Origin of the sequence: Sporosarcina sp. 179-K 3D1 HS, from assembly GCF_047228905.1 — a bacterium.
Taxonomy (GTDB): Bacteria; Bacillota; Bacilli; order Bacillales_A; family Planococcaceae; genus Sporosarcina.
The window spans coordinates 87,625-113,801 of sequence record NZ_JBFEGI010000012.1 but is presented as its reverse complement, the minus strand read 5'-3'; the positions used below and the strand labels follow the sequence as shown (position 1 = coordinate 113,801).

General features: G+C 45.1%; 27 protein-coding genes. 19 read left to right on the top strand and 8 right to left on the bottom strand.

Going from position 1 to position 26,177, the window contains the following annotated elements; genetic code table 11:
- The first annotated feature begins 36 nt into the window (after positions 1–36).
- The 3 genes from AB1K83_RS14920 (at position 37) to AB1K83_RS14910 (ending at position 3,566) form a co-directional block, all read left to right on the top strand.
- On the top strand, positions 37–1,299 hold the full coding sequence (locus tag AB1K83_RS14920) for an ATP-binding protein (RefSeq protein WP_413059006.1): 1,263 nt from the start codon (positions 37–39) through the stop codon (positions 1,297–1,299).
- A gap of 11 nt (positions 1,300–1,310) precedes the next feature.
- Positions 1,311–2,186, top strand: a complete 876-nt coding sequence (locus AB1K83_RS14915; RefSeq protein ID WP_413059021.1) for a response regulator — start codon at positions 1,311–1,313, stop codon at positions 2,184–2,186.
- Between the two features lie 105 nt (positions 2,187–2,291).
- Positions 2,292–3,566 (top strand): cation:dicarboxylate symporter family transporter, encoded by a 1,275-nt coding sequence (locus AB1K83_RS14910; RefSeq protein WP_413059005.1) that lies wholly within the window; start codon positions 2,292–2,294, stop codon positions 3,564–3,566.
- A 113-nt stretch (positions 3,567–3,679) separates the two neighbouring features.
- Here the strand turns inward: AB1K83_RS14910 and AB1K83_RS14905 are convergent, their stop codons facing one another.
- Positions 3,680–5,212 carry an AbgT family transporter gene (locus AB1K83_RS14905; protein WP_413059004.1) on the bottom strand — a complete coding sequence of 511 codons (1,533 nt, stop codon included), beginning with the start codon at positions 5,210–5,212 and terminating at the stop codon, positions 3,680–3,682.
- A 549-nt stretch (positions 5,213–5,761) separates the two neighbouring features.
- Between AB1K83_RS14905 and AB1K83_RS14900 the strand changes: the two genes are divergently transcribed.
- The 4 genes from AB1K83_RS14900 to AB1K83_RS14885 all read left to right on the top strand — a co-directional run bounded on the left by AB1K83_RS14900 (position 5,762) and on the right by AB1K83_RS14885 (position 10,919).
- Complete coding sequence (locus AB1K83_RS14900; protein WP_413059003.1) at positions 5,762–6,988, top strand: acyl-CoA dehydrogenase family protein; 1,227 nt, start codon at positions 5,762–5,764, stop codon at positions 6,986–6,988.
- Positions 6,989–7,148: 160 nt separating this feature from the next.
- The gene (locus tag AB1K83_RS14895; protein ID WP_413059002.1) at positions 7,149–8,876 is read left to right on the top strand and encodes a sigma-70 family RNA polymerase sigma factor; all 1,728 of its coding nucleotides are present in this window, start codon (positions 7,149–7,151) and stop codon (positions 8,874–8,876) included.
- Positions 8,877–9,069: 193 nt separating this feature from the next.
- Positions 9,070–9,804, top strand: a complete 735-nt coding sequence (locus AB1K83_RS14890; RefSeq protein WP_413059001.1) for a sulfite exporter TauE/SafE family protein — start codon at positions 9,070–9,072, stop codon at positions 9,802–9,804.
- Positions 9,805–9,941: 137 nt separating this feature from the next.
- Complete coding sequence (locus AB1K83_RS14885; RefSeq protein ID WP_413059000.1) at positions 9,942–10,919, top strand: glycerophosphodiester phosphodiesterase family protein; 978 nt, start codon at positions 9,942–9,944, stop codon at positions 10,917–10,919.
- 53 nt (positions 10,920–10,972) lie between these two features.
- Here the strand turns inward: AB1K83_RS14885 and AB1K83_RS14880 are convergent, their stop codons facing one another.
- The 3 genes from AB1K83_RS14880 to AB1K83_RS14870 form a co-directional block, all read right to left on the bottom strand.
- On the bottom strand, positions 10,973–12,355 hold the full coding sequence (locus AB1K83_RS14880) for an FAD-binding oxidoreductase (protein WP_413058999.1): 1,383 nt from the start codon (positions 12,353–12,355) through the stop codon (positions 10,973–10,975).
- 73 nt (positions 12,356–12,428) lie between these two features.
- Positions 12,429–13,046, bottom strand: a complete 618-nt coding sequence (locus tag AB1K83_RS14875; protein ID WP_413058998.1) for a hypothetical protein — start codon at positions 13,044–13,046, stop codon at positions 12,429–12,431.
- Positions 13,047–13,111: 65 nt separating this feature from the next.
- Positions 13,112–14,011, bottom strand: a complete 900-nt coding sequence (locus tag AB1K83_RS14870) for an EamA family transporter (RefSeq protein ID WP_413058997.1) — start codon at positions 14,009–14,011, stop codon at positions 13,112–13,114.
- 250 nt (positions 14,012–14,261) lie between these two features.
- Here AB1K83_RS14870 and AB1K83_RS14865 point away from each other — a divergent pair, with 250 nt between their 5' ends.
- From AB1K83_RS14865 to AB1K83_RS14825, 9 genes are all read left to right on the top strand, one after another.
- Positions 14,262–15,455: an ABC transporter substrate-binding protein gene (locus AB1K83_RS14865; protein ID WP_413058996.1), complete on the top strand. Its 1,194-nt coding sequence runs from the start codon at positions 14,262–14,264 to the stop codon at positions 15,453–15,455.
- Positions 15,456–15,836: 381 nt separating this feature from the next.
- Entirely contained in the window at positions 15,837–16,718 is an 882-nt protein-coding gene (locus AB1K83_RS14860) for a branched-chain amino acid ABC transporter permease (protein ID WP_413058995.1), read from the top strand.
- Between the two features lie 193 nt (positions 16,719–16,911).
- Entirely contained in the window at positions 16,912–17,871 is a 960-nt protein-coding gene (locus AB1K83_RS14855; RefSeq protein ID WP_413059020.1) for a branched-chain amino acid ABC transporter permease, read from the top strand.
- Complete coding sequence (locus AB1K83_RS14850) at positions 17,861–18,634, top strand: ABC transporter ATP-binding protein (RefSeq protein WP_413058994.1); 774 nt, start codon at positions 17,861–17,863, stop codon at positions 18,632–18,634. Before AB1K83_RS14855 ends, AB1K83_RS14850 begins: the two co-directional genes overlap by 11 nt.
- Complete coding sequence (locus AB1K83_RS14845; RefSeq protein ID WP_413058993.1) at positions 18,627–19,328, top strand: ABC transporter ATP-binding protein; 702 nt, start codon at positions 18,627–18,629, stop codon at positions 19,326–19,328. The genes AB1K83_RS14850 and AB1K83_RS14845 overlap by 8 nt, the downstream gene beginning before the upstream one ends.
- A gap of 336 nt (positions 19,329–19,664) precedes the next feature.
- Positions 19,665–19,868 (top strand): PLDc N-terminal domain-containing protein, encoded by a 204-nt coding sequence (locus tag AB1K83_RS14840; RefSeq protein WP_413058992.1) that lies wholly within the window; start codon positions 19,665–19,667, stop codon positions 19,866–19,868.
- Complete coding sequence (locus tag AB1K83_RS14835) at positions 19,865–20,767, top strand: ATP-binding cassette domain-containing protein (protein ID WP_413058991.1); 903 nt, start codon at positions 19,865–19,867, stop codon at positions 20,765–20,767. Before AB1K83_RS14840 ends, AB1K83_RS14835 begins: the two co-directional genes overlap by 4 nt.
- A complete protein-coding gene (locus AB1K83_RS14830; protein WP_413058990.1) occupies positions 20,764–21,546 on the top strand; it encodes an ABC transporter permease in 783 nt (260 codons plus the stop codon). The genes AB1K83_RS14835 and AB1K83_RS14830 overlap by 4 nt, the downstream gene beginning before the upstream one ends.
- 114 nt (positions 21,547–21,660) lie before the next feature.
- Positions 21,661–22,365 (top strand): CBS domain-containing protein, encoded by a 705-nt coding sequence (locus tag AB1K83_RS14825; RefSeq protein ID WP_413058989.1) that lies wholly within the window; start codon positions 21,661–21,663, stop codon positions 22,363–22,365.
- 94 nt (positions 22,366–22,459) lie between these two features.
- Here the strand turns inward: AB1K83_RS14825 and AB1K83_RS14820 are convergent, their stop codons facing one another.
- Positions 22,460–22,696, bottom strand: coding sequence for a hypothetical protein (locus tag AB1K83_RS14820; RefSeq protein WP_413058988.1), 237 nt, complete (start codon positions 22,694–22,696; stop codon positions 22,460–22,462).
- A 22-nt stretch (positions 22,697–22,718) separates the two neighbouring features.
- A complete protein-coding gene (locus tag AB1K83_RS14815; RefSeq protein WP_413058987.1) occupies positions 22,719–23,024 on the bottom strand; it encodes a DUF3243 domain-containing protein in 306 nt (101 codons plus the stop codon).
- Between the two features lie 153 nt (positions 23,025–23,177).
- Between AB1K83_RS14815 and AB1K83_RS14810 the strand changes: the two genes are divergently transcribed.
- Positions 23,178–23,648, top strand: a complete 471-nt coding sequence (locus AB1K83_RS14810; protein ID WP_413058986.1) for a general stress protein — start codon at positions 23,178–23,180, stop codon at positions 23,646–23,648.
- Between the two features lie 50 nt (positions 23,649–23,698).
- On the opposite strand, the gene AB1K83_RS14805 is transcribed toward AB1K83_RS14810, so the two are convergent.
- Complete coding sequence (locus tag AB1K83_RS14805) at positions 23,699–23,887, bottom strand: CsbD family protein (RefSeq protein WP_413058985.1); 189 nt, start codon at positions 23,885–23,887, stop codon at positions 23,699–23,701.
- 62 nt (positions 23,888–23,949) lie between these two features.
- Positions 23,950–24,765: a flagellin gene (locus AB1K83_RS14800; protein ID WP_413058984.1), complete on the bottom strand. Its 816-nt coding sequence runs from the start codon at positions 24,763–24,765 to the stop codon at positions 23,950–23,952.
- Between the two features lie 204 nt (positions 24,766–24,969).
- Here AB1K83_RS14800 and tatA point away from each other — a divergent pair, with 204 nt between their 5' ends.
- Together tatA and tatC are read left to right on the top strand one after the other, a co-directional pair.
- Complete coding sequence (tatA, locus tag AB1K83_RS14795) at positions 24,970–25,173, top strand: twin-arginine translocase TatA/TatE family subunit (RefSeq protein ID WP_413058983.1); 204 nt, start codon at positions 24,970–24,972, stop codon at positions 25,171–25,173.
- Positions 25,173–25,991 carry a twin-arginine translocase subunit TatC gene (tatC, locus tag AB1K83_RS14790; RefSeq protein WP_413058982.1) on the top strand — a complete coding sequence of 273 codons (819 nt, stop codon included), beginning with the start codon at positions 25,173–25,175 and terminating at the stop codon, positions 25,989–25,991. The genes tatA and tatC overlap by 1 nt, the downstream gene beginning before the upstream one ends.
- Positions 25,992–26,177: the final 186 nt, after the last annotated feature.

Here is a 26,177-nt window from a genome sequence, read left to right as displayed (position 1 = left end):
TTTGGTGACTGGCACCGTCAAAAATAGGAGAGTCAGATGCTGACAAAACAACGAAAACAAAAATTGTATCGTTCAGAAGTGGTAGTGGTGGCTTTGATTGCCATAATCACTGCGATTGCAGGGGAAATAAAAGTTATCCCTTTTTCGGGTGAGACGTTTCGCTTTGGGTTCGGTAGCATTGCATTCTTTCTAATGATTTTAATATACTCTCCAACTTCGCTTCTCCGGACAGGTTTTGTAACAGGATTGACGGTTGTTGGCTTTCGATTAGTGGAGGATCTGGTGCTGGGCGCGGACATTCTATCGGATAGTATGAGGAATCATGGGCCAGCTTTTTTGTTTTACTTTTTATTTGCAGTCGGCCTGCATCTGATCCAGGTGGAGAAGTATAAAACCTTTCCTTTGCTGCTAGGGGCGTGGGCGGTTCTTTTTGAATTTGTGGGAAATGGGGCCGAGCATATTACTCGATGGTTCTTACAAAATAACCCATTGGAAACTCGGGATTTGGCCCTATTGTTGGGAGTCGCTGTTCTTCGTAGTTTTTTTACGGTCGGCTTATATAGCTCCATCACAATTTCAGAGCAAAAGCGTCAAATGCAGGAAATGTTGGGGATTGGCTCTGAATTATACGCCGAAACTTTGTATTTGCAGAAATCGATGAATCATATTGAGCAAATTACAGCATCCAGTCATGATTTATATCGTCAGTTAAAAAAAGAGAATTTAGGTAAGTTAAGTAGACAAGCTCTTTCCATTGCCCAAGAAATTCATGAAGTTAAAAAGGATTCCCAGCGGATTCTTTCGGGACTTTCCAAACTAACCAAGCAGGAAAAAACCGATGCGTTCTATCTGTCCGAACTTCTGGAGATCGTTGTCTCGGCCAATACTAAATACAGCGAATTACTGCAAAAGAATTGCCGGATTCAAACCGGAATGGACACCAATTTTGAAACAGATCAACATATTCCATTACTTGCTCTACTTAATAATTTGACGACGAATGCAATTGAGTCAATTGATAGAGAAGGGGATATCACGATTGAAATTTCGGAGGAAGTAGAAGATACGATATTTACCATTTCCGATTCAGGTAAGGGAATACCCCTTGAGGATAACAATCTTATTTTCGAACCGGGCTACACGACAAAGTTTAACGAGCAAGGGGTGGCATCTACAGGAATTGGCTTGTCCCACGTTATGGCAATTGTTGAATCTTTGGAAGGTCATATTCAAATGGGGAGCATGGAAATAGGAACCCGATTCCAAGTGCGCATTCCGACAAAAAACATACGAAAGTGAGTTGGAACGTTCTGAGGTATTTTATTGTAGATGACGACCGAGCTAGTAGATCCATGCTCAAAAACATCATTACTGATGGTAATTTAGGTATTGTCATTGGTGAGGCGGATAGCGGAGTAAAGTCATTGTCTCCGATATTGGCTATGGAGCCGGATATTGTCCTCATTGATCTGCTAATGCCTGAACTGGATGGGATTGAAACAATACAGCATTTGCGCATACAAGGATTCGTCGGTCAATTCATTATGATTTCACAAGTCGTTAGTAAAGAAATGGTAGGGGAAGCCTATCAAGTCGGGGTGGAATTTTTTATACATAAACCGATCAATCGAATTGAAGTGCAAAGCGTGTTACAAAAGACAATGGAACAAGTTCGTTTAAAGAACTCTTTGCTGACGATTCGAGAATCCCTCGCTCAAATCGGTGCTGTGGAACAAAAGAAAAAGCCGCGGACTGTGCGAGATATTGTATTGTCGATATTAAATAGCATGGGAATCATGGGAAGTGAAGAAATCGTCTCCATGATCGAAGTATTAATGGAACGCGAGGAAGGAGCTATTCCACTACCGCCTTTAAAAGAATTGTACGAGGCGGCTGCTCGTAAAATGGGAGCAGCGGATGTAGCGAAGGAAAGTAAGGCGATTGAACAGCGAATCCGCCGTTCCATTTTAACGGCGATCGATCATATCGCTTCGTTAGGTGCTATTGATTACACCAACCCGGATTTTGAATATTATGCCCCGCGCTTTTTTGATTTTCAGGAAATTAGCTATCGGATGAAGCAAATTCAAGAGGATTCATTCGAAATGAAAAGCGTAAAAGTGAATACGAAAAAGTTCCTTCATGTATTATTCTTGGAAACGGTCGAGAAATACAAAGGGAATTAAAGACAATTTAAAATAGAACTGTCGGAAGCTGTCGGTTTTTGTAGGTCCTCCATACACTATTCCTTAAGAAAGCGTTTACAATGGAAAAGGGTAGGAGGTTCTGTCATGAAGAAGAAATTTAAATTTACTTTAGCATATCAAATCCTGGTCGGGTTAATCCTCGGGATTGCTGTCGGTGCTATTTTTTACGGAAATCCTGCTGTAGAAACATATTTACAGCCGATCGGTAAGATCTTTATCAATATGATTAAAATGATCGTGGTACCGATTATTATTTCAACGTTAATTCTCGGCGTTGCGGGTACCGGTGACCTGAAACAATTGGGGAAACTTGGTGGAAAGACGTTAATCTATTTTGAAATTGTGACGACCATCGCGATTATCGTCGGGTTGATGGCTGCCAATATCTTTAAACCGGGAGAGGGCTTGGATATTTCGTCACTCTCTAAGGGCGATATCGATCAATACGTCCAGACGACTGAAGAAGTTCAAAACAATGGGATCATGGACGTCATTGTCGGAATTGTGCCAAGTAATATTATTCAGTCGATGGCGGCGGGCGATATGCTTGCGATTATCTTCTTCTCTGTGTTATTTGGATTAGGGGTCGCAGCGATCGGAGAACGGGGAAAACCGGTTCTTGCGTTTTTCCAAGGAACCGCGGATGCTATGTTCTGGGTAACGAATTTAATTATGAAATTTGCTCCATTTGGCGTATTTGCATTGATTGGAGTTACGGTATCTAAGTTTGGATTGGAATCACTGATTCCTCTTGGAAAGCTAATGATACTTGTCTATGCTACGATGATTTTCTTCGTCATAGTTGTTCTTGGTGGCATTGCAAAATTAGTAGGTACAAGCGTATTCCAACTCATGAAAGTGTTGAAGGATGAGCTAATTCTGGCGTATTCCACTTCTAGCTCAGAAACAGTTCTACCAAAAGTTATGGAGAAAATGGAGAAATTCGGCTGCCCGAAAGATGTTGTGTCGTTCGTTGTACCGACGGGTTACTCCTTTAACTTGGATGGCTCAACGTTGTATCAAGCACTTGCCGCCATTTTCATTGCGCAAATGTACGGAATAGACTTGAGTATTACACAACAGATTACATTAGTATTGGTCTTGATGGTAACATCCAAAGGGATTGCCGGTGTACCGGGCGTTTCGTTTGTTGTACTGCTTGCCACATTGGGAACTGTGGGTATTCCATTGGAAGGCTTGGCGTTTATCGCAGGGATCGACCGACTACTTGACATGGCGCGTACTGTAGTGAATGTTGTCGGTAACGCACTTGCTACGGTTGTCATGTCGAAATGGGAAGGCCGATTTGATAAGGAGAAGGAAGATACGTACTTTGCAGGAGAAGAAAAGTTGGCATAAAAGCTTTGCGAGGCTGTCCCGCAAGTCAATCGACTTGCGGGACAGTTTTTTTGGTAGTGCCAGGCACCGCAAAAAAACCGGCCCTCCTTTTTTCAAAGGAAGGGCCGGTTTTCTTATGGTTGGTAATAAATCGGAGAGCCTGGACCAAGATCGATGCCTAGTAGCATCCAGACAATCAACGTGAGAGTCCAGAATACGAGGAAGAACATGGAGTAAGGGAACATGACGGAAACGAGCGTTCCAATACCCATCTTTTTATCATATTTTTGTGCAAAGGCGATAATGATAGCGAAATATGTCATCAACGGCGAGATGATATTTGTTGATGAGTCGGCCACGCGATACGCCATTTGCGTTAATTCTGGTGAATAACCAAGCTGCATCATGATCGGTACAAATACAGGTGCCATCATGGCCCATTTTGCGGAAGCACTTCCGATGAACAGGTTAATAAATGCCGCAATCAAGATAAACAAAAGGATTAGCGGTATTCCCGTCAAATTGATGCTTTCGAGGAACTGGGCACCGTACACCCCAAGTACCAGACCCATATTCGATTCGGAGAAGAACGCAACAAATTGGCTTGCGGTGAAGGACAATACGATGAACATCCCCATGGCTGCCATTGTGCTGGACATCATATTGGCGACATCCTTATCATCCCGGATCGATTTCGTCACTTTTCCATAAACCAGACCTGGCACGAAAAACAGGAAGGCGATGATTGGCACGAGTGATTTCATGAACGGCGACTTAATAATCGGCATGTCCGCTTCATCTCCACGCAGCGGCGCCCCTGGCAGAAGCACAAGAAGGGCAACCAGGATACCTGCGACTACGACCGAAACGCCTGCCCACACAAGTCCTTTCTTCTCAATTGCATTTAATTTCTCTACCTTTTCACGGTATTCCCCGTTGTATTCCCCGAGGCGTGGCTCAATAATTTTTTCTGTTACCCAAGCTCCGACAATCGTCAGAACGAATACAGAAATCGCAATGAAGTAATAGTTCATCGCAATGTTCATGCCATCCGCGTATGCAGGATTAATGATGGCTGCCGACATGATTGTCATTTCACCGAGCAGGGCATCCGTACCGGATAAGAGCAAGTTGGCGCTGAATCCCCCGGAGACCCCGGCAAACGCCGCGGCAAGTCCGGCAAGCGGATGGCGACCAAGCGCCGCGAAGATAACCGCACCAAGTGGTGGCAAGACAACATAGCCTGCATCAGAAGCCACACTGGACATGACACCGGCGAAGACGAGCCCGAGAGTGATGAGCCGTTTTGGCACAGACATGACGAATCCGCGGAGCAATGCACTGATCAGCCCAGAGCCTTCCGCAAGTCCGATTCCAAGCATGGTGATTAACACAACGCCGAGTGGTGCGAATCCGATGAAGTTCGCGGTCATATTCGTAATGATATAGTGAAGCCCTTCCCCGCTAAGAAGGTTTTTAACCTCTAGCATCTCCCCTTCTTTTCCTGGGTGGGCAACAGTAATTCCGAATGAGGCAACCACTGCGGATAAAATAATGACAACCAATGCTAATACTGCAAATAGTGTAACTGGATGCGGTAAACGGTTCCCAGTTTTTTCGATGATATCTAGGAATTTTTGAAAAAATCCCCTTCTCTTCGTTTTCATGGTCAGACTCCTTCTCTTGTAGAATATACTATTCAATATTCTGTAAATTAACAGCCTTTTTATGCATAGACCTAGTATATATAACTTTCTTCAGAAATTGAATGTTTTATTGAAATAATTAACTAGGAGAAAATGTCCTACTATTTCCGCAAGTCAGGCAGTCTCCCGCAGTGATAGTTAACCAAACAAAAGGGGAAGTTAAAATATCATGTTTGTTCAAACAATCGTGTTTGTTTAAACAACTAATTTAATTTAAGTGACAGTCAATTTTGACATTTCCACCAGATGTGTTAGCATGTTTAGTAGGCCTACTTTTGTTAAGAGTTTTTACTTCAACAATATGGGGTTATATTTACTTTTTTGCAATGTTAATCTGCGTACGTTTCTTATCTTTTTTTCCACTAATATTCCGCATTTTACTAGAAATATCTAGTGCCAATTAACAAATGGTAGGTTCAATCCTACTACATTTGCAAATACCCATCCTTACTGTTTTCAATCAATTATTTTAGCGGAAGTAGGTACTAAATAATTTGGAGTGAAAGCGCATTGGTCACAAGCAAAGTCACAGTACAAGAAAAAGAAGGAATTATGGAGGTTCCGACATGGTGGACTTGTCCGGAGGGGTTTCAAGAGCTGCAAAAGCTGGCCCACTTACTGGGGGAGAATGAGCTTCTTCCACGGGCTATTATTTCGGACCAAGAGGGACAATATCCGCGGGAAAGCTTGAAAGAGATTGCGAAGGCCGGTTATGGGGCTGTTACCATTCCGATGGAAGCAGGCGGCTTGGAGAATGGCTTTACGGCTTTTTCCGTGCTCTCGGAAAGTTTTGCCCAATATTGCCCATCTTCCACGATGTGCTGGGTCATGCATACGACAACTGTTCACACACTATACGAAGCGGGCACCGAGGAACAACGGAAGCGTTATATTCCTGGCATTTTAAAAGGCGATGTCGGCGCTCTTGCCTTCAGTGAGCCGGCAACGGGCGGGCATTTCTGGAATGTTGTCAGTGAAGCGCCGCGAAAAGAAAGCGTTTACTTATTGAATGCGGACAAGTCGTTTGTGACGAGCGGCGGAGAAGCAGATTTTTATATCGTAGCAACGTCCTCTCCTGACACGAAGGATCAGGACAATTTAATGTATTTACTTGTCGAGAAAGATCAGGAAGGCATCGAATCGTTCCCATTCTCCGCTATGGGTCTGCGCGGAAACGCGAGCGGTCCGATGAAGTTCAAAAATGTGAAAGTGCCGCTCGAGAATCGGATTGGCGGGGAAGGTGGAGCGGGTTATTACAATGACAACACGGTCGATCCGCTCTTCTTGCTAGGAACTGCGGCCTGCTGGATCGGCATTGCGCAAGGCGCGTTGAATGCGGCGATTGACGGCGCGAAAAAGAAAGTGCATGCGGATACTGGATCATCCGTGGCGGGTTACCAGGTCATCCGTCATGAACTAGCCAAATCCCAAATTTTGATTGACAGTGCTCGAAGCATGCTTTACCGGACAGCCCAAGCGATGGATGAGTGCGCGGAAAAAGGGTTGGAGCTTTCCGAATGCCTATATCCGTTATGGCAACTGAAAACGCATGCTGCAGATATGGTTATTACTGTAACCAATGCGGCATTGCAAGTATCGGGAGGCCGCGGCTACTTGACGGGCCAAGTCGAGAAATTCTTACGTGATGGACGCGCGGGAGCACTTATGGGTCCAACCAATGAAGTCCTGCGTGAATGGATCGGCCGTACGCTGATTGAAGTTCCGTGGATGGATTAAAAATAGTAAAACGGGTGCCTTTCACCTTTACAAATCAAAACGTCCCTTGAGAGGGGCGTTTTTTTAATTTTAGTGAAATGAATCCATTTGTAAACCCGTTATACTAAGTGAAGTATGAAAACGACACATGCGCATGATCGTTTACGAAGGGGAGGTTCCCATGGAAGAGGAGTTGCAGTGGATTCGAGAGGTGCTTGCGGGCAATAAACAAGCGTATGCCCATATTATTAATAAATATAAAAATCCGTTATATGCCACTATTTTACGTATGACGAAAAATCCGCAAGATGCCCAGGATTTCGTCCAGGAAGCATTTATCAAAGTGTATGAACGGTTGGATCAGTTCAAGGAAACAGGATCTTTTTCCAGTTGGCTGTACCGGGTGGCTATCAACCATTGTCTGGACCAATATCGCAAGAAGTACTATCAAACGAGTTCCAATCCGATTGATGAAGAGCGAGTCGTCAATCCTCAACATCCAGAACTCGTGTTTTTAAAGAAGGAAAAAAGCCGACAGCTGGAACGGTTAATCGCAACATTGCCAGAAGACGAACGCCTTATCATTCTTTTACGTTATGTGAATGAATTGAGCTACGACGAAATTAGTCATTTGGCTGATGTTCCGGTATCGACCGTCCGCAATAAACTGCATCGGGCAAAGAAGAAAATGAGAGCTACGATAAAACGCGAACGCGTTGATATGTCCGTGACGGACCAAGGGCTCACTTTTAAAGTGGAAGATGTCATTGCTGATTCTTCGCGCGTGTCGCTTTCTTATCTGATCCTCAACCAAAATGGAAAAGCGCTGAATGCCTACTTGAATTTTCCCAATCCGCCTAACATAGTAACGGTTACCGATCAAAACGGAAACCCAATCCAATCTTTCAGTGGCGGCTGGCGAGATGACAGCGATTATGGCCAGTTAGAATTTTCACTGAGGGAATATGAAAATGTGGAACAAGTTACTATCTCCTTCGATATCAGTGAAATGAACGGCAAGCAGGGGAACTGGCAACTCGAAATTCCGGTAGATTTGCGAGAAAACAGTGAACTTACGAAAACAATCGAATTGGATAAAGAAAAAACAGAGGTTAGCGGCGTCACAATCCAATTGAAGAAGTGGCAAGAAGCACCATCATCGAATGAATTAAAGTACGAAACGATGCTGACTCAAAAAGAGCAATTGAGGATTGACGGGCAAGTGAAGAACATGAAAGAGAAATTCAAAGGAACTGGGGATATTCCTTATATCCATACAGATACGGCTATGGCTTATCATATTGAAGATGAAGAAAAGAATATAATCTATCGTTGGAATACGTTGGACGAAGACAACGGAACTAGCGCATTGCAGTCTATGGGCCAATCATTGGAAAAACTCGGGCATGTTGATTGGAATGACTCGTTTATTCCTAAAAAAGATCTTTCACGCCTGACGTTTGTATTGGAAGGTGTCTATAAGGCGGAGCCGTCGGATTTTTCGATTTCATTCCATCCAAAAGAGCTGAAGAAAGAACCGGTATCGTTTGACTATGAGGGCAACTCCCTGTCTATAAAAAAAATGACGAAGGATCATGAATTCGGACTGCGGAAATCGTGGAATCCTATAGAGAAAAAAACATCCATTCTAATTGAAATAGAAGGATATAAAGAAATAGACGGGGCTGAACTGGGCCATTGGATACTGACAGATGATAAAGGAGATACCTATCCTGTCTATGGAAGCGGCTCCCTATTAAATCCGACCGATGACAGCGGCCGTCGTGAAACCACTTTGGAATTAAGGGTGTATGGGTTAAAATCCATTCCAGAAAAAGCCGTTCTGCACCTTATGTCAGTAAAGCGATATTATCCGGTTGAAAGTGAATGGAGAATTCCGCTGTACTAAACTAGTGCCTGGAGCCTCCTGTCGTGGCAATATGCAGCAAAGGATAGTAAATTAATTTGAAAGAGCCCCGTTTTTGGGCTCTTTTTTTATATAAGTAAAACAAATGACTATTCATTTAATCAATTGAATTTTATTATACCAAGATTAGGAATATAATAGAAGGATAGAAGCTACCGAAAGTGTGGGATGTCAAATGGAATTCATCATGCTCTATTTCATCGGATTTGCGGCCACGACACTTGGTACATTGGCAGGAGGCGGGGGGCTGATCAGTTTACCCGCTATGTTATTGTTAGGGTTGCCTGTGCATTCAGCGATTGGAGCAAATAAAGTGTCCAATACTGTCAGCTCCTTGTCCAGTTTTTATGTGATTTATAAAAATAAAGAGATTACAGTGAAGGAAGCCCTGACCGTCATACCTATCAGTCTGGCGGGCGGGATAACGGGCGGCGTACTGGCTTCGTTCACAAAAGAAGAATGGATGATTGTCATTGCCATCATTCTGCTGTCGTTTGCTTTCATTACTTCATTTCTCGGGGGCACGGATTTTGAAGGGGAAGAAGCTTTTCGTGCCACGAAGAAAAGTGCGGCATCTTTATATGGCATTGGTATTTACGACGGTGTTTTTGGACCGGGTAGCGGCACATTGGCGTTGTATTTGTACGCTCGGATGAAACTCTCCTACATACGGTCGGTCGGCCTGTCACGAATCATGATTTTCTCGAGTTGTTTCGGGGCTTCGATCAGTTATATTGCCACAGGGAAAATCATTTGGCCATTGACCCTTGCCTTGATGCTTGGATCGATCAGTGGTGCACAACTCGGTGTCCGGATTGCGCGCAAGTTGAAAAAAGAGCAGGTGAAACCGATTCTTCGGATTGTCACGGTCCTTCTCATTATGCAGATCGTGGTGGAGTATTTTGGATAATTGATGACATTTATTATGTAAGATAAATCAAGAGAGTGACGCTTGATTTATCTTTTTTATATTTATCATAGGGATTTTGGGATTAATGTTAAAATAAGTATTGAGAGAATGGTAAATGTGGCATTTGGAGGGCAAGGATGAAGAGGGTAAAGCGAAACGTCAAAAGGTTTCTTATCTTTTTATTTCTTTTAGCAGGTTTTATGTACTTAAATAATACATCATTATTCGCAAAAGATAGTAACAGAGAACCTTTATTGCTGGCTCATCGTGGATTGGCACAGACTTTCCATATGGAGGGAATTACTGGTGAAACATGTACAGCGGAGAGAATTTACGAACCTGACCATCCATTTTTAGAAAACACCATACTTTCAATGAAAGCTGCTTTTGAGGCTGGGGCAGATATTGTAGAATTTGATGTTCAACTCACAAAAGACGGAGAGTTTGCCGTTTTTCATGATTGGACACTAGAGTGCAGAACCGATGGCAAAGGACAAATTAGAGACCACAAGATGCAAGAACTGAAACAATTAGACATTGGTTATGGCTATACGGCAAATAACGGAGTAACGTATCCTTTCCGTGGCAAAGGAGTTGGGTTAATGCCGACCCTCGATGAGGTATTGTCGCATTTTCCGGAGCAATCCTTTTTAATTCATATTAAAAGCAATGACCCGAATGAAGGGGAGCATTTGGCTGAATATCTAGCCGAATTTCCAAATAGCAGGTTGGAAAAGCTATCTGTTTATGGTGGTGACAAGCCGATTGCTTCTTTGAAAGAAAAGCTGCCTAATATGCGAGTGATGTCATTGGAAACGATAAAAAGTTGCTTGTTTCCTTATATAGGAGTTGGGTGGACAGGGCATGTTCCATCGTCGTGCCAAAACACGCAATTGCATATTCCGGAAAAATATGCTCCCTATATGTGGGGATTTCCAAACAAATTTCTAAACAGAATGGAGGATGCCAACACAAGAGTCATCCTCGTTGCAGGTAATGGCGGTTGGTCAGAAGGTTTTGATAAAGAGCAAGACTTAGAACGCCTTCCTAATAATTATTCCGGGGGGATATGGACGAATCGTATTGATCTTATAGCTCCCATTTTAAAAGAATAAGGACTGGAATAAAGTCAAAAGCCTCCCAGCTTTTTTCCGCCGGGAGGTTATTTTTATTTTACATTAACAATCTTGCCCGGGTTTAAGAGATTATTCGGGTCAAGGGCGGTTTTGATTTTTTCCATGACGTGGAAGGCCTCGCCGTGTTCCAGTGCTTGGTACTTCTGTTTCCCGATACCGACGCCGTGTTCGCCGGTACAGGTGCCTCCCCGTTCAAGTGCATACATGACGATCTTCTCATTGAACCGGTCCGCCATTGCGACTTCTTCGGCATTGTCCATGTCAATCATGACGAGTGTGTGGAAGTTCCCATCCCCGACATGGCCGACCAACCCGCCTGGTAATCCAGCTTCATTCAATTGTTCCCGTGCGAATAAAACCGCATTTGCCAGCTCGGAAATCGGTACACAGACATCCGTTACCATCATCTTCTTACCTGGATACCCGTGGATATAAGCATATGCCAATGCATGGCGCGCTTCCCACAGCTTATTCCGTGCTGCATTATCCTTTTCAAAATCAATCCGGCTGCAGTTATGGTCTTCTACAATATCTCGCATGAATTCAATGTCTTGCTTCAAGCCTGCTTCGTTTCCGTGGAACTCCATGAACAGCGTCGGCACTTCCTCATAATCTGTTTCACTATGAATATTCGCCTGTCTCATAGATGCTTCATCTACAAGCTCCACACGTGCAATCGGAATCCCGGCTTGCAAAATGGAGACGACCGCTTCAACGGCGTCTTTCATCGTAGAAAATGAGGCTCTTGCTGCGACGATATGTTCGGGAATTCCGTATACGCGAAGTGTCAATTCAGTAAAACAGCCGAGTGTCCCTTCCGACCCGACAAAAAGACCGTTCAGATGGTAGCCTGAAGACGATTTGGCAGCAAGGCTCCCGGTTTGAATCACCGTTCCATCCGCCAGTACGACTTCCATATTGCGCACTTGGTCCCGCATGACGCCATATTTCACGGAAGTCGTTCCACTCGCGTTTGTGGCAGCCATGCCGCCGAGTGTCGCATCTGCCCCTGGGTCAACGGAGAAGAACAAACCATATTTTTTCAATTCCTGGTTCAGCTGGGAGCGGGTGACGCCTGGCTGTACTTTAACGAGCAAGTCATTCTCCTTAATCTCCAGCACTTTATTCATCGATGAAAAATCAATTGTAATTCCGTGGTCGTATGGGATGACATGCCCTTCCAAGCTGGATCCAAGACCGAACGGTACAACGGGAACTCCGAATTGTTGCGCGATTTTCATCACTTCACTGACGTCTTGAGTCGACTCGGGAAACACAACGATGTCGGGAAGACTCGGTGTGTGATAGGATTCGTCCCTCCCGTGAAGTTCCCGTACCGTCTGGTTCACCGTCACTTGGCTTTCGGTCAGTGCATTTTGTAATGATTGGACAATTTGTTCTGTCGTTACTGTCATCTCGCTGCTCTCCTTTGGTAATTAGGTTAGATTAATTGAAAGTCGGATTTGAATTTTCCGTCAAATTAGATTGTTATGGGATTACTTCAAAGCTCTCCAACATGTGATAGAACCTAGTGCCATGGCCTTCCGCGGCCTCGAGGAAATAGGTGGCGGTAATCCGGAAACTTCCCTCTTTTCCATCAGGCACGACATAGATATCAATGATTTTACTATCCCACTCATTTCCTTCCGCGCCATGCAGCCAATACCCCTGAACCGGTACGATGACGGTTTGTATAGGAATCGGCGATATGTCTGGAAAGTCCTTTTCCAAATCGATTTGATATTGCTCGACCAATTGCTCTGGATTGTCATTTGCCAAATGCTTGATTTCCATTGAAACTTCCGGGTATTTCTCAGGTAGCGGATCGATCGGAGAAATTATATCAGAATCGGCCCCTTGCGTTAGCTGATAGCGTGTTTCATCCAAATAAATAACATAATCGGCATGGGTCCCTTCCTTTACATGAACATCGGTCTTTTCCTCGGTTCCTTCAATGGATTGTGTAATTTCTTTCTTGAAAGGAAAACGATCCTGGAGTTCTTGAAGGAACGCCATGCCAGGCTCTGTCAATAACGTTAACAAGATGATTACGAATGCCGTGACAACAATGAGAATGGGAAAGGAACGCTTTTTCAATTTATTCACTTCTCCTCTCTATGCAATTCGTTTGTTACATCTCTCTCCATTTATATCCGGATATTTGTTAATTGCTACCGCCTTGGATGGGACTTCCTCATTCCCAACCGCCGTTGGGTGACGCTTGGCAAGATCATACCTCCCAGAATAATAATAATCCCGGCCACCTGTAAAAGTGTCAGTGCTTCATGCAATAAAATGACGGAAGCTGTCACGGCAACCGGTAATTCTACAGCACTTAAGATCGCCGCTGTCCCCGTCCCTACTCTTGGCACGCCAATTGAAAATAGGAAAATCGGCAATACAATTCCGAACGCCCCTAGAATCAAGCCGTAAGTCCACAAACCGCTCAATAAAGTGCCATTCCATACAATTTCCGGGGTTTGCAAGAATGCCGTGGCGATTGCTGCGAAGAAAGACATGAAAAATAGTCTTGTAATCGTATCCATTCCGGTCACTTGCCGCTGATTCACCATGATGAAAGAGGCGAAGGAGACGGCCGCTGCCATGCCCCATGCCCAACCTTGCCAAGGGATGGCGCTAATATCCGCGTCAATGACTCCTGCAGCCAAAATGGTGCCGCCAAATAGAAAGAACAAGGAAATGACTTCGATGCGCTTCGGCAATCGGCGGTTCGCCACACAGTCAAATAGCATACCGATCCATGTGAATTGGAAAAGCATGACGACAGCGAGCGATGCGGGCATATAGGAAACCGCTTGTCCATAAACTGTCCCCGTGATAGCAGTGAGTAGCCCGGCAAGCACGAGCGTCCACCCACCGCCAAATTTAGGAATGCTTCGATGGGTGACAGCAAAAATTAGGAGGGCGAGGACAAAACCGATGAAGTATTGGCTCGTGACGGCCTCTGCTGCCGTGTAGCCGTCCAGAATGGCGAGTTTAATAATGGTCGATAGAATTCCATAACTACTTGCACCGATGATGACAAATAGGGGATACATCCATTGTTTCATGGTCGCTATTCCTCCTGTTCATCCATTAATTATAGCACGGTTGCCTATGAAAAAGAGCAGGGGGAAGGAAGTCATCCTAACCAAATGGGAATTGACACCTAAAAACCTGATTTGCAAATTAAAGAAGAATTATACTAATGAAAAAAATAAAGGAATACAAATAAATTATGCGGTTCCCATTATTCAGTTTTTGTTGTATAGTAATTATGCTAGTCTAATAATTTGGAAGATAGAAAAAGGGGGAAAAAAAATGAACAAAAAACTACAATTAGTATTTTCACTAATGATGGCGTTCGCGCTTGTTGTTTTGGCCGCATGTGGTGGCGGTAGCTCAAGTGACACGAAAGAGGAGAGTAACTCCGGTACTTCCGGCTCGGCGGATGAAGGGTCAAAAGACACGGGTGAAGTGGTAAAAGCCAAAGTCGGCGTCATTTCTTATCTGACAGGCCCAGGAGCTAGTTACGGTGAAGCGATTACCAACGGTCTAAAACTAGCAAACAAAGAAATTACAGAAGCTGGGGAAGTAGAACTTGAGCTGAAAATCGAAGACTCTGCGGGTAAGCAGGAAGAAGCATTGTCTGCTGCACAAAAATTGATGAACTCTGAAAATGTCGATATCATCGTGGGGCCGACGCTAAGTACGGAAATGCAGGTCGTGGCACCAGAAGCTGATTTGAACGGTGTGACAATCATCGGTACTTCCACTACTGCGGCTGGTATTCCGCAGATTGGTGACTATGTTTTCCGTAACTCCATTCCAGAATCTATGGCGATTCCTGCTTCTGTTCAAAAAGCAGTGGACGAGTATGACGTGAAAAAAGTAGCAATTCTTTATGGTAACGACGATGTATTCACAAAAGCTGGCTATGACGTCATGAAGCAAGTTGCGGAAGATATGGGCTTAGAAGTCGTTACAACGGAAACATTTCAATTGGGTCAATCTGACTACAAAGCACAATTGACTAAAATCAAAAACATGAATCCGGATCTTATCTTGTGTTCAGCTCTATACAATGAAGGTTCCGTTATTCTGGACCAAGCTCGTAAAATGGGTATCGACGTGCCAGTTGTTGGAGGCAACGGATTTAACTCTCCTGAAGTTATTAAAATTGCGGGAGATGCATCAAATGGCTTGATCGTTGCTACACCTTGGTTCGGCAAAAAAGACGATGAGAAAGTTAAGAAATTCGTAGAAGCTTACAAAGCGGAATACGGCATGGAGCCGGATCAATTTGCTGCGCAAGCATACGATGGTCTATACCTAGTGGCAGAAGCTGTGAAAAATGCGGGCGAAGCAGATCGTGATGCGATCCGTGACGCGATGGCTGAAATCAGAGACTTCAATGGCGTCCTTGGAACCATGTCCTTTGACGAAGAAGGGGATATTGTGATGGAGCCGACTGTGTTAATTATCAAAGACAATGAGTATGTCGTATTTGAGTAATTAACTTGGCTCGGCAGGCAGTAAAAACTCCTGGTACCTAGAAGCTACGCTTCGGGTACAAATAAATACGACAGCTAAGTCAAGTTAGGCCACCGGCGGATGTCACGGATTTTGAACTAGGAAGGCAGTCTAAAGGCGCGACTTCCTGAAAATGCCTTAATTTCTGCAAGGAACACAAAAATACGGCAAATCGAACCCTTCGCTGTTCGATTCGCAATTCAAAATCCAGACGCAATTACGCCGTGGGGTAATTGATTTTAGTTGCATGATTCTACAGAGCAATCAGGTTGAGTGACAGTCCTTGACCTGATTGCTATAGTTTTTTAACAATATTCAACTTTTATAAGATTAATATAAATATAAAGATAAGGAGGGTGAAACGTGCTAGTTGAACAAATTATTAATGGCCTGACGTTAGGGAGCATTTATGCCATTGTTGCTTTAGGTTATACGCTTGTGTTCGGTGTGTTAAATATCGTCAACATGGGGCATGGGGAAATTTTCATGTTCGGTGCCTTCATGGGCGTTGCGGTGACCAATATATTAGGTTGGCCTCTATATATCGCGTTTATTGTCGCTATTATCGTGACGGCAATATTAGGATATTTTCTGGAGCGTTTTGCATTACGGCCTTTAAGAGGTAAAGAGGGAGTTTCACACCTTGCCCCCCTTATTAGTACGATCGGTGTTTCCATATTTCTTGAAAACCTCGCACATCAACTCTTTGGAGCCGGGAACCATCCGTTCCGGACATCTCTATCAGAATTAAAAGTGACAATCGGTTCCACTACCATCTATTATGTTCAAATTCTCATTTTCGTTATTTCGATCATCCTCATGGTCGGTTTAATTTTCTGGCTATCTAAAACGAAAGCAGGAAAGGCTTTGCGTGCAAGTGCTGAAAACTTGGACGTGGCTAGCTTGTTGGGTGTTGATACTAAGAAAATGATTACGAGTACCGTCATTATCGCTTCCGCCATGGGAGGGATTGCGGGTATTCTCGTTGGTATCGCTTTTAACTCGGTGAACCCGCAAATGGGATTATCCTTTGGTTTGAAAGGGCTGGCCATTATCATACTAGGTGGACTCGGGAACGTAAGAGGTGCCATGGTTGGTGGGCTGATCCTTGGGTTATCCGAAACGTTCGTTGTAGCATATGGTGATTCAGGCTATCGTGATGCCATTGCATTTCTAGCCATTATCGTTATCTTGATTGTTCGACCTCAAGGAATTTTCGGGAAGTCGACAGAAGGTGCGAAGTGATGAATGGTGGTTGGGGAATGCACGTCCTTCCCTGGTAGGAAGATAGTTGAAAATAAGAATTAGGAAGGTCAAAGCAACAAGCACGAATGCTTTGATGGATATTCATAGAAAGGGTGGAAATAGACTTATCACATTCCTTCCACATAAAAGAGATATCTAATGTGGACTTCCTGTGACTAGGATCTGTAACTATATGCTAGGAGATATCGTAAATCCGTATTATTTACAAGTTGCATCTTTCATATTGATCAATATTATTCTGGGAGTCAGTATTTACATAACGCTTGCGACAGGTCAATTGTCACTGGGTCATGCAGGTTTTATGAGTATCGGTGCCTATACGTCCGCCATTCTGACATTGAATTATAATGTCCCGATTGTGCTTGGTCTGCTGATCGCAGCTTTACTTACAGGACTTGTAGGTGTGTTGATTGGCTTTCCTGCGTTACGACTACAGGGCGTTTATCTGGCCATTGCGACGCTTGGCTTCGGTGAAGTGATCCGGGTTTTATTTATCAACTGGGAAGGTTTGACGAACGGTGCTGTTGGAATTGCTAAAATTCCACATATGGGGCGTGAAATCCTTCAATTCAGTAAGGACATTGGCTTCGATCCCGGTGTTCTCGGTCTGAAAAATAACCAGTTTACCAGTCTTTCCGTATTTCTAGTTTTGTTGATCATTGCTATAGTTGTCATTTGGTTTTTTATCCGCCAAAACAATTCAAGGGTCGGCCGGGCCTTTGCGTCTATTAAAATGGACGAGCAGGCGTCCGAAGCGATGGGAATCAATATTACCTATTATAAAATCCTAGCTTTTGGACAAGGGGCTCTCCTTGCAGGATTTGCAGGTGGTCTCTATGCCCACTTGACGGCATATATCAGCCCGTCTGATTTCGACTATCACCGGGCTGTCGAGATTTTGATATTCGCGATTTTCGGAGGAAGCGAAGTCATTTGGGGTCCTATCTTTGGAGCCGTATTCCTTTCTGCAGCACCGGAATTTTTGCGCGCTGTCAGTGAGTACCGTTTCATGATCTACGGTGCATTGCTCGTTCTCATGATGGCTTTCCGTCCACAAGGGATCATCGACGTCAATATGTTGAACCGTTTTAAACGCAAAAAGAAAAAGAAGGAGGGAGAACATGGTTCTTAATGTGAACAAGATTAGCAAAAACTTCGGTGGAATCCAAGCATTGACAGATGTGTCATTTTCCATTAAAGAAGGAGAAGTGCTCGGTCTAATCGGTCCGAACGGTGCCGGGAAAACAACGATGTTCAATATGATCACCGCTATGTTTCCTCCCTCTTCGGGTGAAATATCATTCAAAGACGATTCGTTGACTGGCTTGAAGCCGCATCAAATCACGGAAAAAGGGATTTGCCGTACCTTCCAAAACATTCGTCTGTTCGCAGATATGACTGTTCATGAAAATGTCATGGTCGGCAACCATTGCCGTTTGACAACAGGTGTATGGCGCAGTGTATTCCGCACGAAATCGCAAAAGCAAGAAGAGGCTGCGGTGAATCGCAAGGCGGATGAGATTTTGGAGATCGTCGGTCTTTCAGAGTTCAAAGACTCCATTGCCAAAAACCTTTCCTACGGTCAGCAACGGCGACTTGAAATCGGCCGGGCGCTGGCGAGCGATCCTCAACTGATTTTGCTCGATGAACCAGCTGCGGGCATGAACGAAAAGGAAACGAAAGATCTCTTTGATTTGATTAAAAAAATCCAATCCTTGAATATTACCGTATTGCTAATCGAGCATGATATGCCACTTGTCATGAAAATCTGTGATCGGATCGTGGTGTTGAACTTCGGGAAAAAGATTGCCGAAGGGACACCGGAAGAGATCCGTACCAATAAAGAGGTAATAGAGGCCTACCTTGGTGTCGAGGAGGAGGATGACATTGCTTAAGTTAAAAAACGTCAGCACATACTACGACAAAATCCAAGCGCTAAAAGGCATCGATATTGAAGTGGAACAAGGATCGATTGTCACAATTCTCGGAGCCAATGGAGCCGGGAAAACGACGACAATGAATACGATTGCGGGCCTTCTGAAAGCAAGAGAAGGGTCGATCCACTACTTGGACCAAGACGTCACCAATCATCGACCTGATCAATTACTGCGGAAAGGACTCGCCCTCGTTCCAGAAGGCCGTGGCATCCTATCGACCATGACTGTTATGGAAAACTTGGAGATGGGCGCCTACCACCGGAATGATAACGAAGTGGAAGCTGATTTAAAGAAAGTGATGGAGCGATTCCCTATCTTGGAAGAGCGGAAAGACCAGCTAGGTGGAACGATGTCGGGCGGTCAGCAGCAAATGCTCACCATCGCGCGGGCGATCATGTCCCGTCCAAAGCTTCTCCTATTGGATGAACCCTCCATGGGACTTGCGCCATTAATCGTTGCGGACATCTTCAATATCATTAAAGAGATCAATGAAGCCGGCACGACCGTTCTGCTTGTGGAACAAAATGCACGGCAAGCTTTGAAAATTGCAGATTACGCCTATGTATTGGAAACAGGCCGGGTCGTCGCAAGTGGAAAAGCGAAAGACCTCTTACAAGACGATACAATCCAAAAAGCATATTTGGGTCATTGAGTTGGAAAAAGCTGTCCCCGAAGCCGTTACACGGCAAGGGGGCAGCTTTTTATTGTTGTTGGAATCTATTAGCAAAGCAACGAGTGCTAGAAAAGGTTCGGTTGGTGCAAGGAAATCATGCTGGGGTGCAACCAAACTTGTGGGGAGTGCAAGCAAAAAGCGTGGGGGTGCAAGCAAATATCCAATCCTTGTAACCCCCGGGGAGCAGGCAGCCGATTTTTGGGCATCCGCACGCCAAACTTAAAAAATGAATTTTTGCCTTCTTGTTATATACAATGTATAACAAAGGTGGTATAGTTGTTATAGATGGTATAGAACAAAAAGGAGGCTGTGATTATGATGTCAGAGCTCGCGAACATACCTTGGAAATTAATAATGCCTTTAATTGTCCTTCAACTCATCTTGATGGTGATTGCGCTGGTAGATGTCTTCCGCCATAAAAAGACGAACGGCCCTTATGTGATGTGGATCTTTATTATTATTTTTGTGAATCTAGTTGGGCCGATCCTGTATTTTGTGTTAGGGAGGCGGCAGGCATGACGGTTTTATTGCAAGTGGATCGATTGACGAAAAGATATGGAGCACATCACGCTGCGGAAAACCTATCTTTTGAACTGGAAGAACATACTTCCACAGCGCTGATCGGGCCGAATGGGGCAGGGAAGACGACTACTTTGTCGATGTTGGCGGGTTTGGTGTCGCCTTCATCCGGAACGCTCCGGTTGCTGGAAGGGTCTCGGCAGGATCTCAGGCCGTATATTGGCTTCCTCCCCCAGTATCCAAAATTTTTCCCATGGCTTTCCGGTCTGGAGTTCACTGAAATGACAGCCCGATTAAGTGGAATGGAAGTGCGACGGGCTAGGATGGAGGCTCAAAAGACATTGGAATTCGTAGGCCTTGGGGATGCGCTGAACAAAAAGGCAGGTGTTTTCTCAGGGGGGATGAAGCAGCGGCTGGGACTGGCGCAGGCAATTGTCCATAAACCGAAATTACTTCTGCTCGATGAGCCGGTATCTGCGTTGGACCCAGTCGGCCGCCGTCAAGTAATGAACTTGCTGAAGGAATTACAGCAGGAAACCACAATCTTGTATTCCACACATATTCTGAATGATGCGGAAGAAATGACGGATCAGCTGTTATTCCTCCGCAAAGGCTTGCTTGTGGAACAAGGTTCGCTGTCTGCAGTACGGGATACGTATGCAGATCCGCGGATTGTTATCGAGTTCGAAACCGCTAACGACATGCGACGTTTTGCGGAAGAGGCCCCTTGGCAAATGGCGATGTCAGGATGTGTGGCGACAATTGATGTCATGTCGCAAAAGGCAGATATGTCGAGTGTCCTATCGGTACTCAATCGGGGTTCATTTTCCGTCTTGAAGGTGGAGTTGCAGAAAGCGAGTTTGGAAGAAATCTTCATGAAGGTGGCGTTGGCGGAATGAAAGGATTTACAGTGCTCGTACAAAAGGAATGGCGGGAGCATATCCGGAATTTCAAAGTACTGTGGATTCCGCTCGTCTTTATCATTTTCGGCATGCTGGAGCCCGTGACGAATCATTTCCTGCCGGAGATCATGAAAAGCGTTGGAAACCTTCCGGAAGGGGCGGAGTTTCCATGGCCGGAGTTCCGGGGGGAGGACATTTTCGTTTCGTTGCTCGGCCAATATCAATTCATCGGTGTCCTTGTCATCGTGCTCGCTTTCATGGGCTCGATAGCAGGTGAACGGAAAAGCGGCAATGCTACGTTGCTTTATGTACGCCCGATCTCTTTTGCAAGCTACTTTCTCAGCAAGTGGCTCGTTGTGAGCGGCATCGTACTGCTTAGTGTCTGGAGCGGCTTTATCGCTGCCTGGTACTATATCGATATTTTGTTTAATCAGGTGGACGCTGGTGCTGTATTTGCTTTTATCGCAACATACAGTGTATGGATCCTCCTTGTCGTGACAGTGGTACTCGCCTTGAGTGCCTGGCTCCCGACGGGCGGAGCCGCTGGATTGTCCGTCGTCCTTGTCTTGCTGTACCCGGTATTGGACTCCTTGATTGGTGCATATTGGACCGTTTCTCCGGGGAAAATCGGAGCGTATGCGGCGTATTGGTTCGATCAGGATGCGGATCAGAGCGGGCTATGGGGCAGTATCGGGGTTGCAATCCTGCTGATAGGTCTGCTGATGGCATTTGGCATTTGGATGACCAAGCGCAATGCCGCCAAAACGGCAGTCTGATTCTGGGGCGATAGCCGTTTATCAACCATTGGAACGAGTGGACCGGGATTTGGGTCCGGTTTGCCATCTCCTATGCTATAATCCTATTATTCCAGTTGCATGGGGGAGTGCAAAATGACAGCACGAAATTCTGACCGTTTCATCATTGCGTACAACCGAATCGAAAAAGCAATGGAAAAGCTTTCGGGGAGCAACGGCTATATGCCGTTTTCTCGATTAATTGATAAATCCAAAAAATCAAGTCCGATCATCCGCAAGTTCGAACAGGACCTGCGTGAGTACGGGGACTTGCGGAATGCCATTGTCCATCATCGGACCGATTTCCATTATGCGATTGCTGAGCCGCATGATGATGTGGTGGAACTGATGGAGTATATCGAGAGGGAGCTATCCAAGCCGAAGACGGTGGCGGACTATTTCACCCGGAAAGTGTACACGCTGCATGCTTCCGATACGTTGGAGAAGGGACTGAAGCTGATTCGCGAAAAGCGGTTCAACCAGATTCCCATTTATGAACGCGGTGATTTTATCGGCCTTGTCACTGCAACGGGCATTACATATTGGCTTGCAGATCAGGCGACAGGGGAAAACATTTCCCGGGAAATACCGACTCTTCTCGACATCCTTCAACATGAAAAGCAAAAGAAGACTTGCCGATTTATCCCAATGGCCCTCTCTGTCTATCAAGCGGAAGAGTATTTCAAGAGGGCGGTGGAGAGCGGGAACCGTCTGGAGGCCCTGCTTATCACGGAGAACGGCGAGCCTCATGAGAAGCTTCTTGGCATCGTCACTCCGCTGGATTTAATGAAAATCGATTGATGGAAGCAAAACTTTTACGCGGAGGCGGCCACCGGGCTCCTCTGCACAAAAACGGTTGACAGTATTATTCTGCCAACCGTTTTTGTGTTCCCGCTCAATATTTCCCTTGGTACTTTTCTTCAGTCGAAGAGTTGCTTTTTGTGTCATGGTGCCGCTTTTCCTCTTCCCATTCCATCCGCGCATCTTCCATCGAGACAGTATCCACAGTCTGCATATCTTCGTGCATGTCGTATATGCTTTCCTTGTCCGTCCGCAGATGTTCGGGGTTATCCATGTATGGGCCTTCCGCGTCTTTTCGATCGCGCTCTGTGAAAGGCTTTTTCTTATCCATAGGGATCCACTCCTTTCGGATATTACGCATCACGCGCCAATTTCACCAGCATATGGGCAAGCATATGTTGCTCCTCTTTATTTCCAACTTTCCATAGCTCTTTCAATAAATGTTGTTCCCGGTTGCGTGGCTCTTCATTCTCCGCTAAATAATTGGCTGCTATTTCTGCTGTTTTTGCTAATTGTTCTTCGCTGAGCCCCAGACTTTCGCCTTTGCTCACTTTTTCCGACAAGTATTGTTTGAATCGGTTGAAGTTCTCTAAAATATCATCTTTCTTTTCCGCATCCAATTGATTCAATTCTTTTTGGACTTCATCCTTCATGCCCATGCAATACACTCCCTTGACGTAGTACTACTATAATTGACTTTTTTGAATGAACTTAAACATTCCGTTTGCCGACGGAGTTCCGAAACAGGTGTGTGAGGCGGGTTGAACGGGTACAGTAGTAATATGAAAAAACAAGGAAGGAGAGTACGGCGCATGGAGAAAATGAAACATGTCGGCACGTTCCACTCGGTTGATAACGTTCTGTACAAAATAACGGAATTGGAGGCGCAAGGATACCCGAAAAAAGATATCTATGCGGTCAGCAATGTCCAGGATAATTTTGACATGCTCCGGGCAGACGCAGAATTGAATTTGCTCGTTGTGGAGAATCGGAATCTCTTGGACCATACGAAGGAATTGTTCATCGGGAAACACCGGATGTTGCAAGTGTTCGAGGAGATGGGGTTTTCGGAACAGGAAGCCCTTTTGTACTTTGATGAATTGAAAGAAGGGGGAGTGGCACTATTCATCGAAGCTCGTTGGAACGGCCCCGCAACGGACGAGATGATGGACAGCCAAATGGAAAGAGGAATCAGTGGCGAGCCTCTGGACGGCCAACGGGATGAGGGAAAAGTATATCTGAATGAAAATACGGTTCCCCGGATTGATACGACGAATTTATAAAAAGAATGAACTGCCCAGAACTGATCGTGTCCCGGGCAGTTCATCTTTTTTTATTCCGTGTCACTGAAGCGATCTTTCAACTCGCCGATTTTTTCCTGTGCTTCTCCTTTAAGTTTGTCCATTTTTCCTTCTGCCTGGAGGGAAGTATCATTCGTGGCATTGCCGATCTGGTCCTTCAGCTCGCCTTTCGTTTTGCTAACCGCACTTTTCATTTTGTCTGAAAATCCGTTGTCTTTCATACAAACTCCTCCTTCTAAAGCTGGTATCTATTTCTTACCCGAAGAGGATGTAAATAAAACAACTATTGCTTTAACAGCTGGAGGACAGATTGGGCTTGCTGCATATGCAAAGAAAGGACATATTGGCCAGCCTGATACAAAATGTTCGCTTTCGTCAAGGCCATCATCTCTTTGGCGATATCGACATCCCGGATTCGCGACTCGGCAGCCGTCAGGTTCTCTTCCATCGTCAGCGCATTCGAATAGGCATGTTCCAATCGATTGACGTAAGCCCCCATGCGGGAGCGTTCGGAAGAGACAGTTTGGATGGCCTTGTCCAATTTAGAAATGGCCTTGTCGGCATCTTCCCGTGTTGCGATAGAAGCGTTTGAGATGCCGAGTGCGCTTTCCCCCATATCCCCGATAGAAAACTCAATCACTTGCCCCGCATTCGCCCCGGCCTGCGTTTTGAATGAAGTGCGGGTTCCATCCAACAAGGGCATCGTATTGAATTCCGTATCTTTCGAATTTCGTTGGATTTCTTTTTTCAATTCCTGAAATTCAAGCTCCAATAATCTGCGATCGTCGTTCGTCAGCGTGTCGTTCGCCGCTTGGACGCTCAACTCCCGCATCCGTTGCAGCAACGCATGGGTTTCATTCAGCGCCCCTTCTGCCGTCTGGAACATGGAAATGCTGTCCTGTATATTCCGCTGGGCGACCTGCAGCCCCCGGATTTGTGCACGCATCTTTTCCGAAATGGCCAGGCCGGCGGGGTCATCCGCCGCCCGGTTGATCCGTTTGCCGGAAGACAGGCGCTCCATCGAAAGGGCAATGTGATTTTGCTGGATACTCATGTTCCGGAGAATATTCAGTCCGGTTGCATTCCATTTCCCTAGCAAGCTTCGTTTCCTCCTTTCCTCCATTTATTCTTTATATCGTCCTAATATAAGGAAATATGAGAGTTGTTCACCAAGTGCGTCCACTGTAAATATTTTGCTCAGGTATGGCGGCAAAGAAACGGGGGAAGAATGCTTTCAAACCGTTGTGCGAGAGGTCGCGACGGTAGATTCCGAAGAGAATGACAAAATAAAGGAGGCATCGCAATGGGTGGAATCGGAAGTATCGGTGTGCCGGGATTGATCATCATCCTGGTGATTGTGTTAATTTTATTTGGTCCTCGCAAATTGCCTGAAGTCGGATCGGCGGTCGGCAAGACCCTAGCAGAGTTTAAGAAATCGGCAAGGGACATTATGGATGATGAGGAGTCGCCGGAACAGAAGGACACGAAGAAAAAGGAATTGTCCTAATGGATTCGGAGAAAAAATTTCGGATAGATGGGCAAGACGGACAAAAAGTGGTCACTCGTATCAAGCCCATCGCCGATGAGGAAAAAGCTACTATTGTGGTGTTGAAGGAGGAAGAGCAAGAAGAACAGCCTTTAGTCGAACATCTGACGGATCTACGCAAGCAGTTGTTGAAAAGCATAGGTATCTTCTTGTTCTTTTTTATTACTGTCTTTTCAACGATTAATCTATGGTTTCCTTTCATCACTCGCGGCAACCAATTGATCATCTTAGGCCCCTTGGAAGTCGTCAAGTTTTATATGTCTATTTCGACGGCACTTGCATTCGGTCTGTCATTACCGTTTCTCTGCCATTTCGTCTGGCAATTCGTAAAGCCGGGGCTGAATGAAAGAGAAAGTCGGTTTCTCAGTTTGTATTCGCCGGTGATGCTTGTGTTATTTCTCGTGGGAATTGCGTTTGGGTATTTTGTGGTCAATCCACTCAGTTATCATTTCCTTCTGTCCCTCGGAGCCGTGAATTTCAATGTCATGGTTTCCGCCCAGGAATATGTTCGCTTTCTTTTGATGACGACAATGCCGATTGGCGTGCTGTTTGAATTGCCGATCGTAACATTATTTTTATCCGCGATTGGCTTATTAACAGCGGCGTCGATGAAAAAAGTCCGAAGATGGTCCTATTTGGCAATCGCAGTTATTTCGGCATTAATCACCCCTCCAGATTTCATCAGTCAATTGATCGTGATGATCCCGATGGTATTGCTTTATGAAGCGAGCATTTTCCTTGTCATTTTTTCTGAACAACGCAAAGCCATTGCAGAGTAAGGCCGGAACCGGATAGTGGTTCCGGTTTTTAATTTGAATACCTATATTTTACATGTTATGACCCTATTTGTGCATGTTCCAAAAATATCGGCAGGACTGCTATGGACTCATGCTATACTAGATTAATAGTTTGACTTGTTCGAGTGGTGGGATGAATAGGAGTGTTCGAAACTATTGCTGAATTAA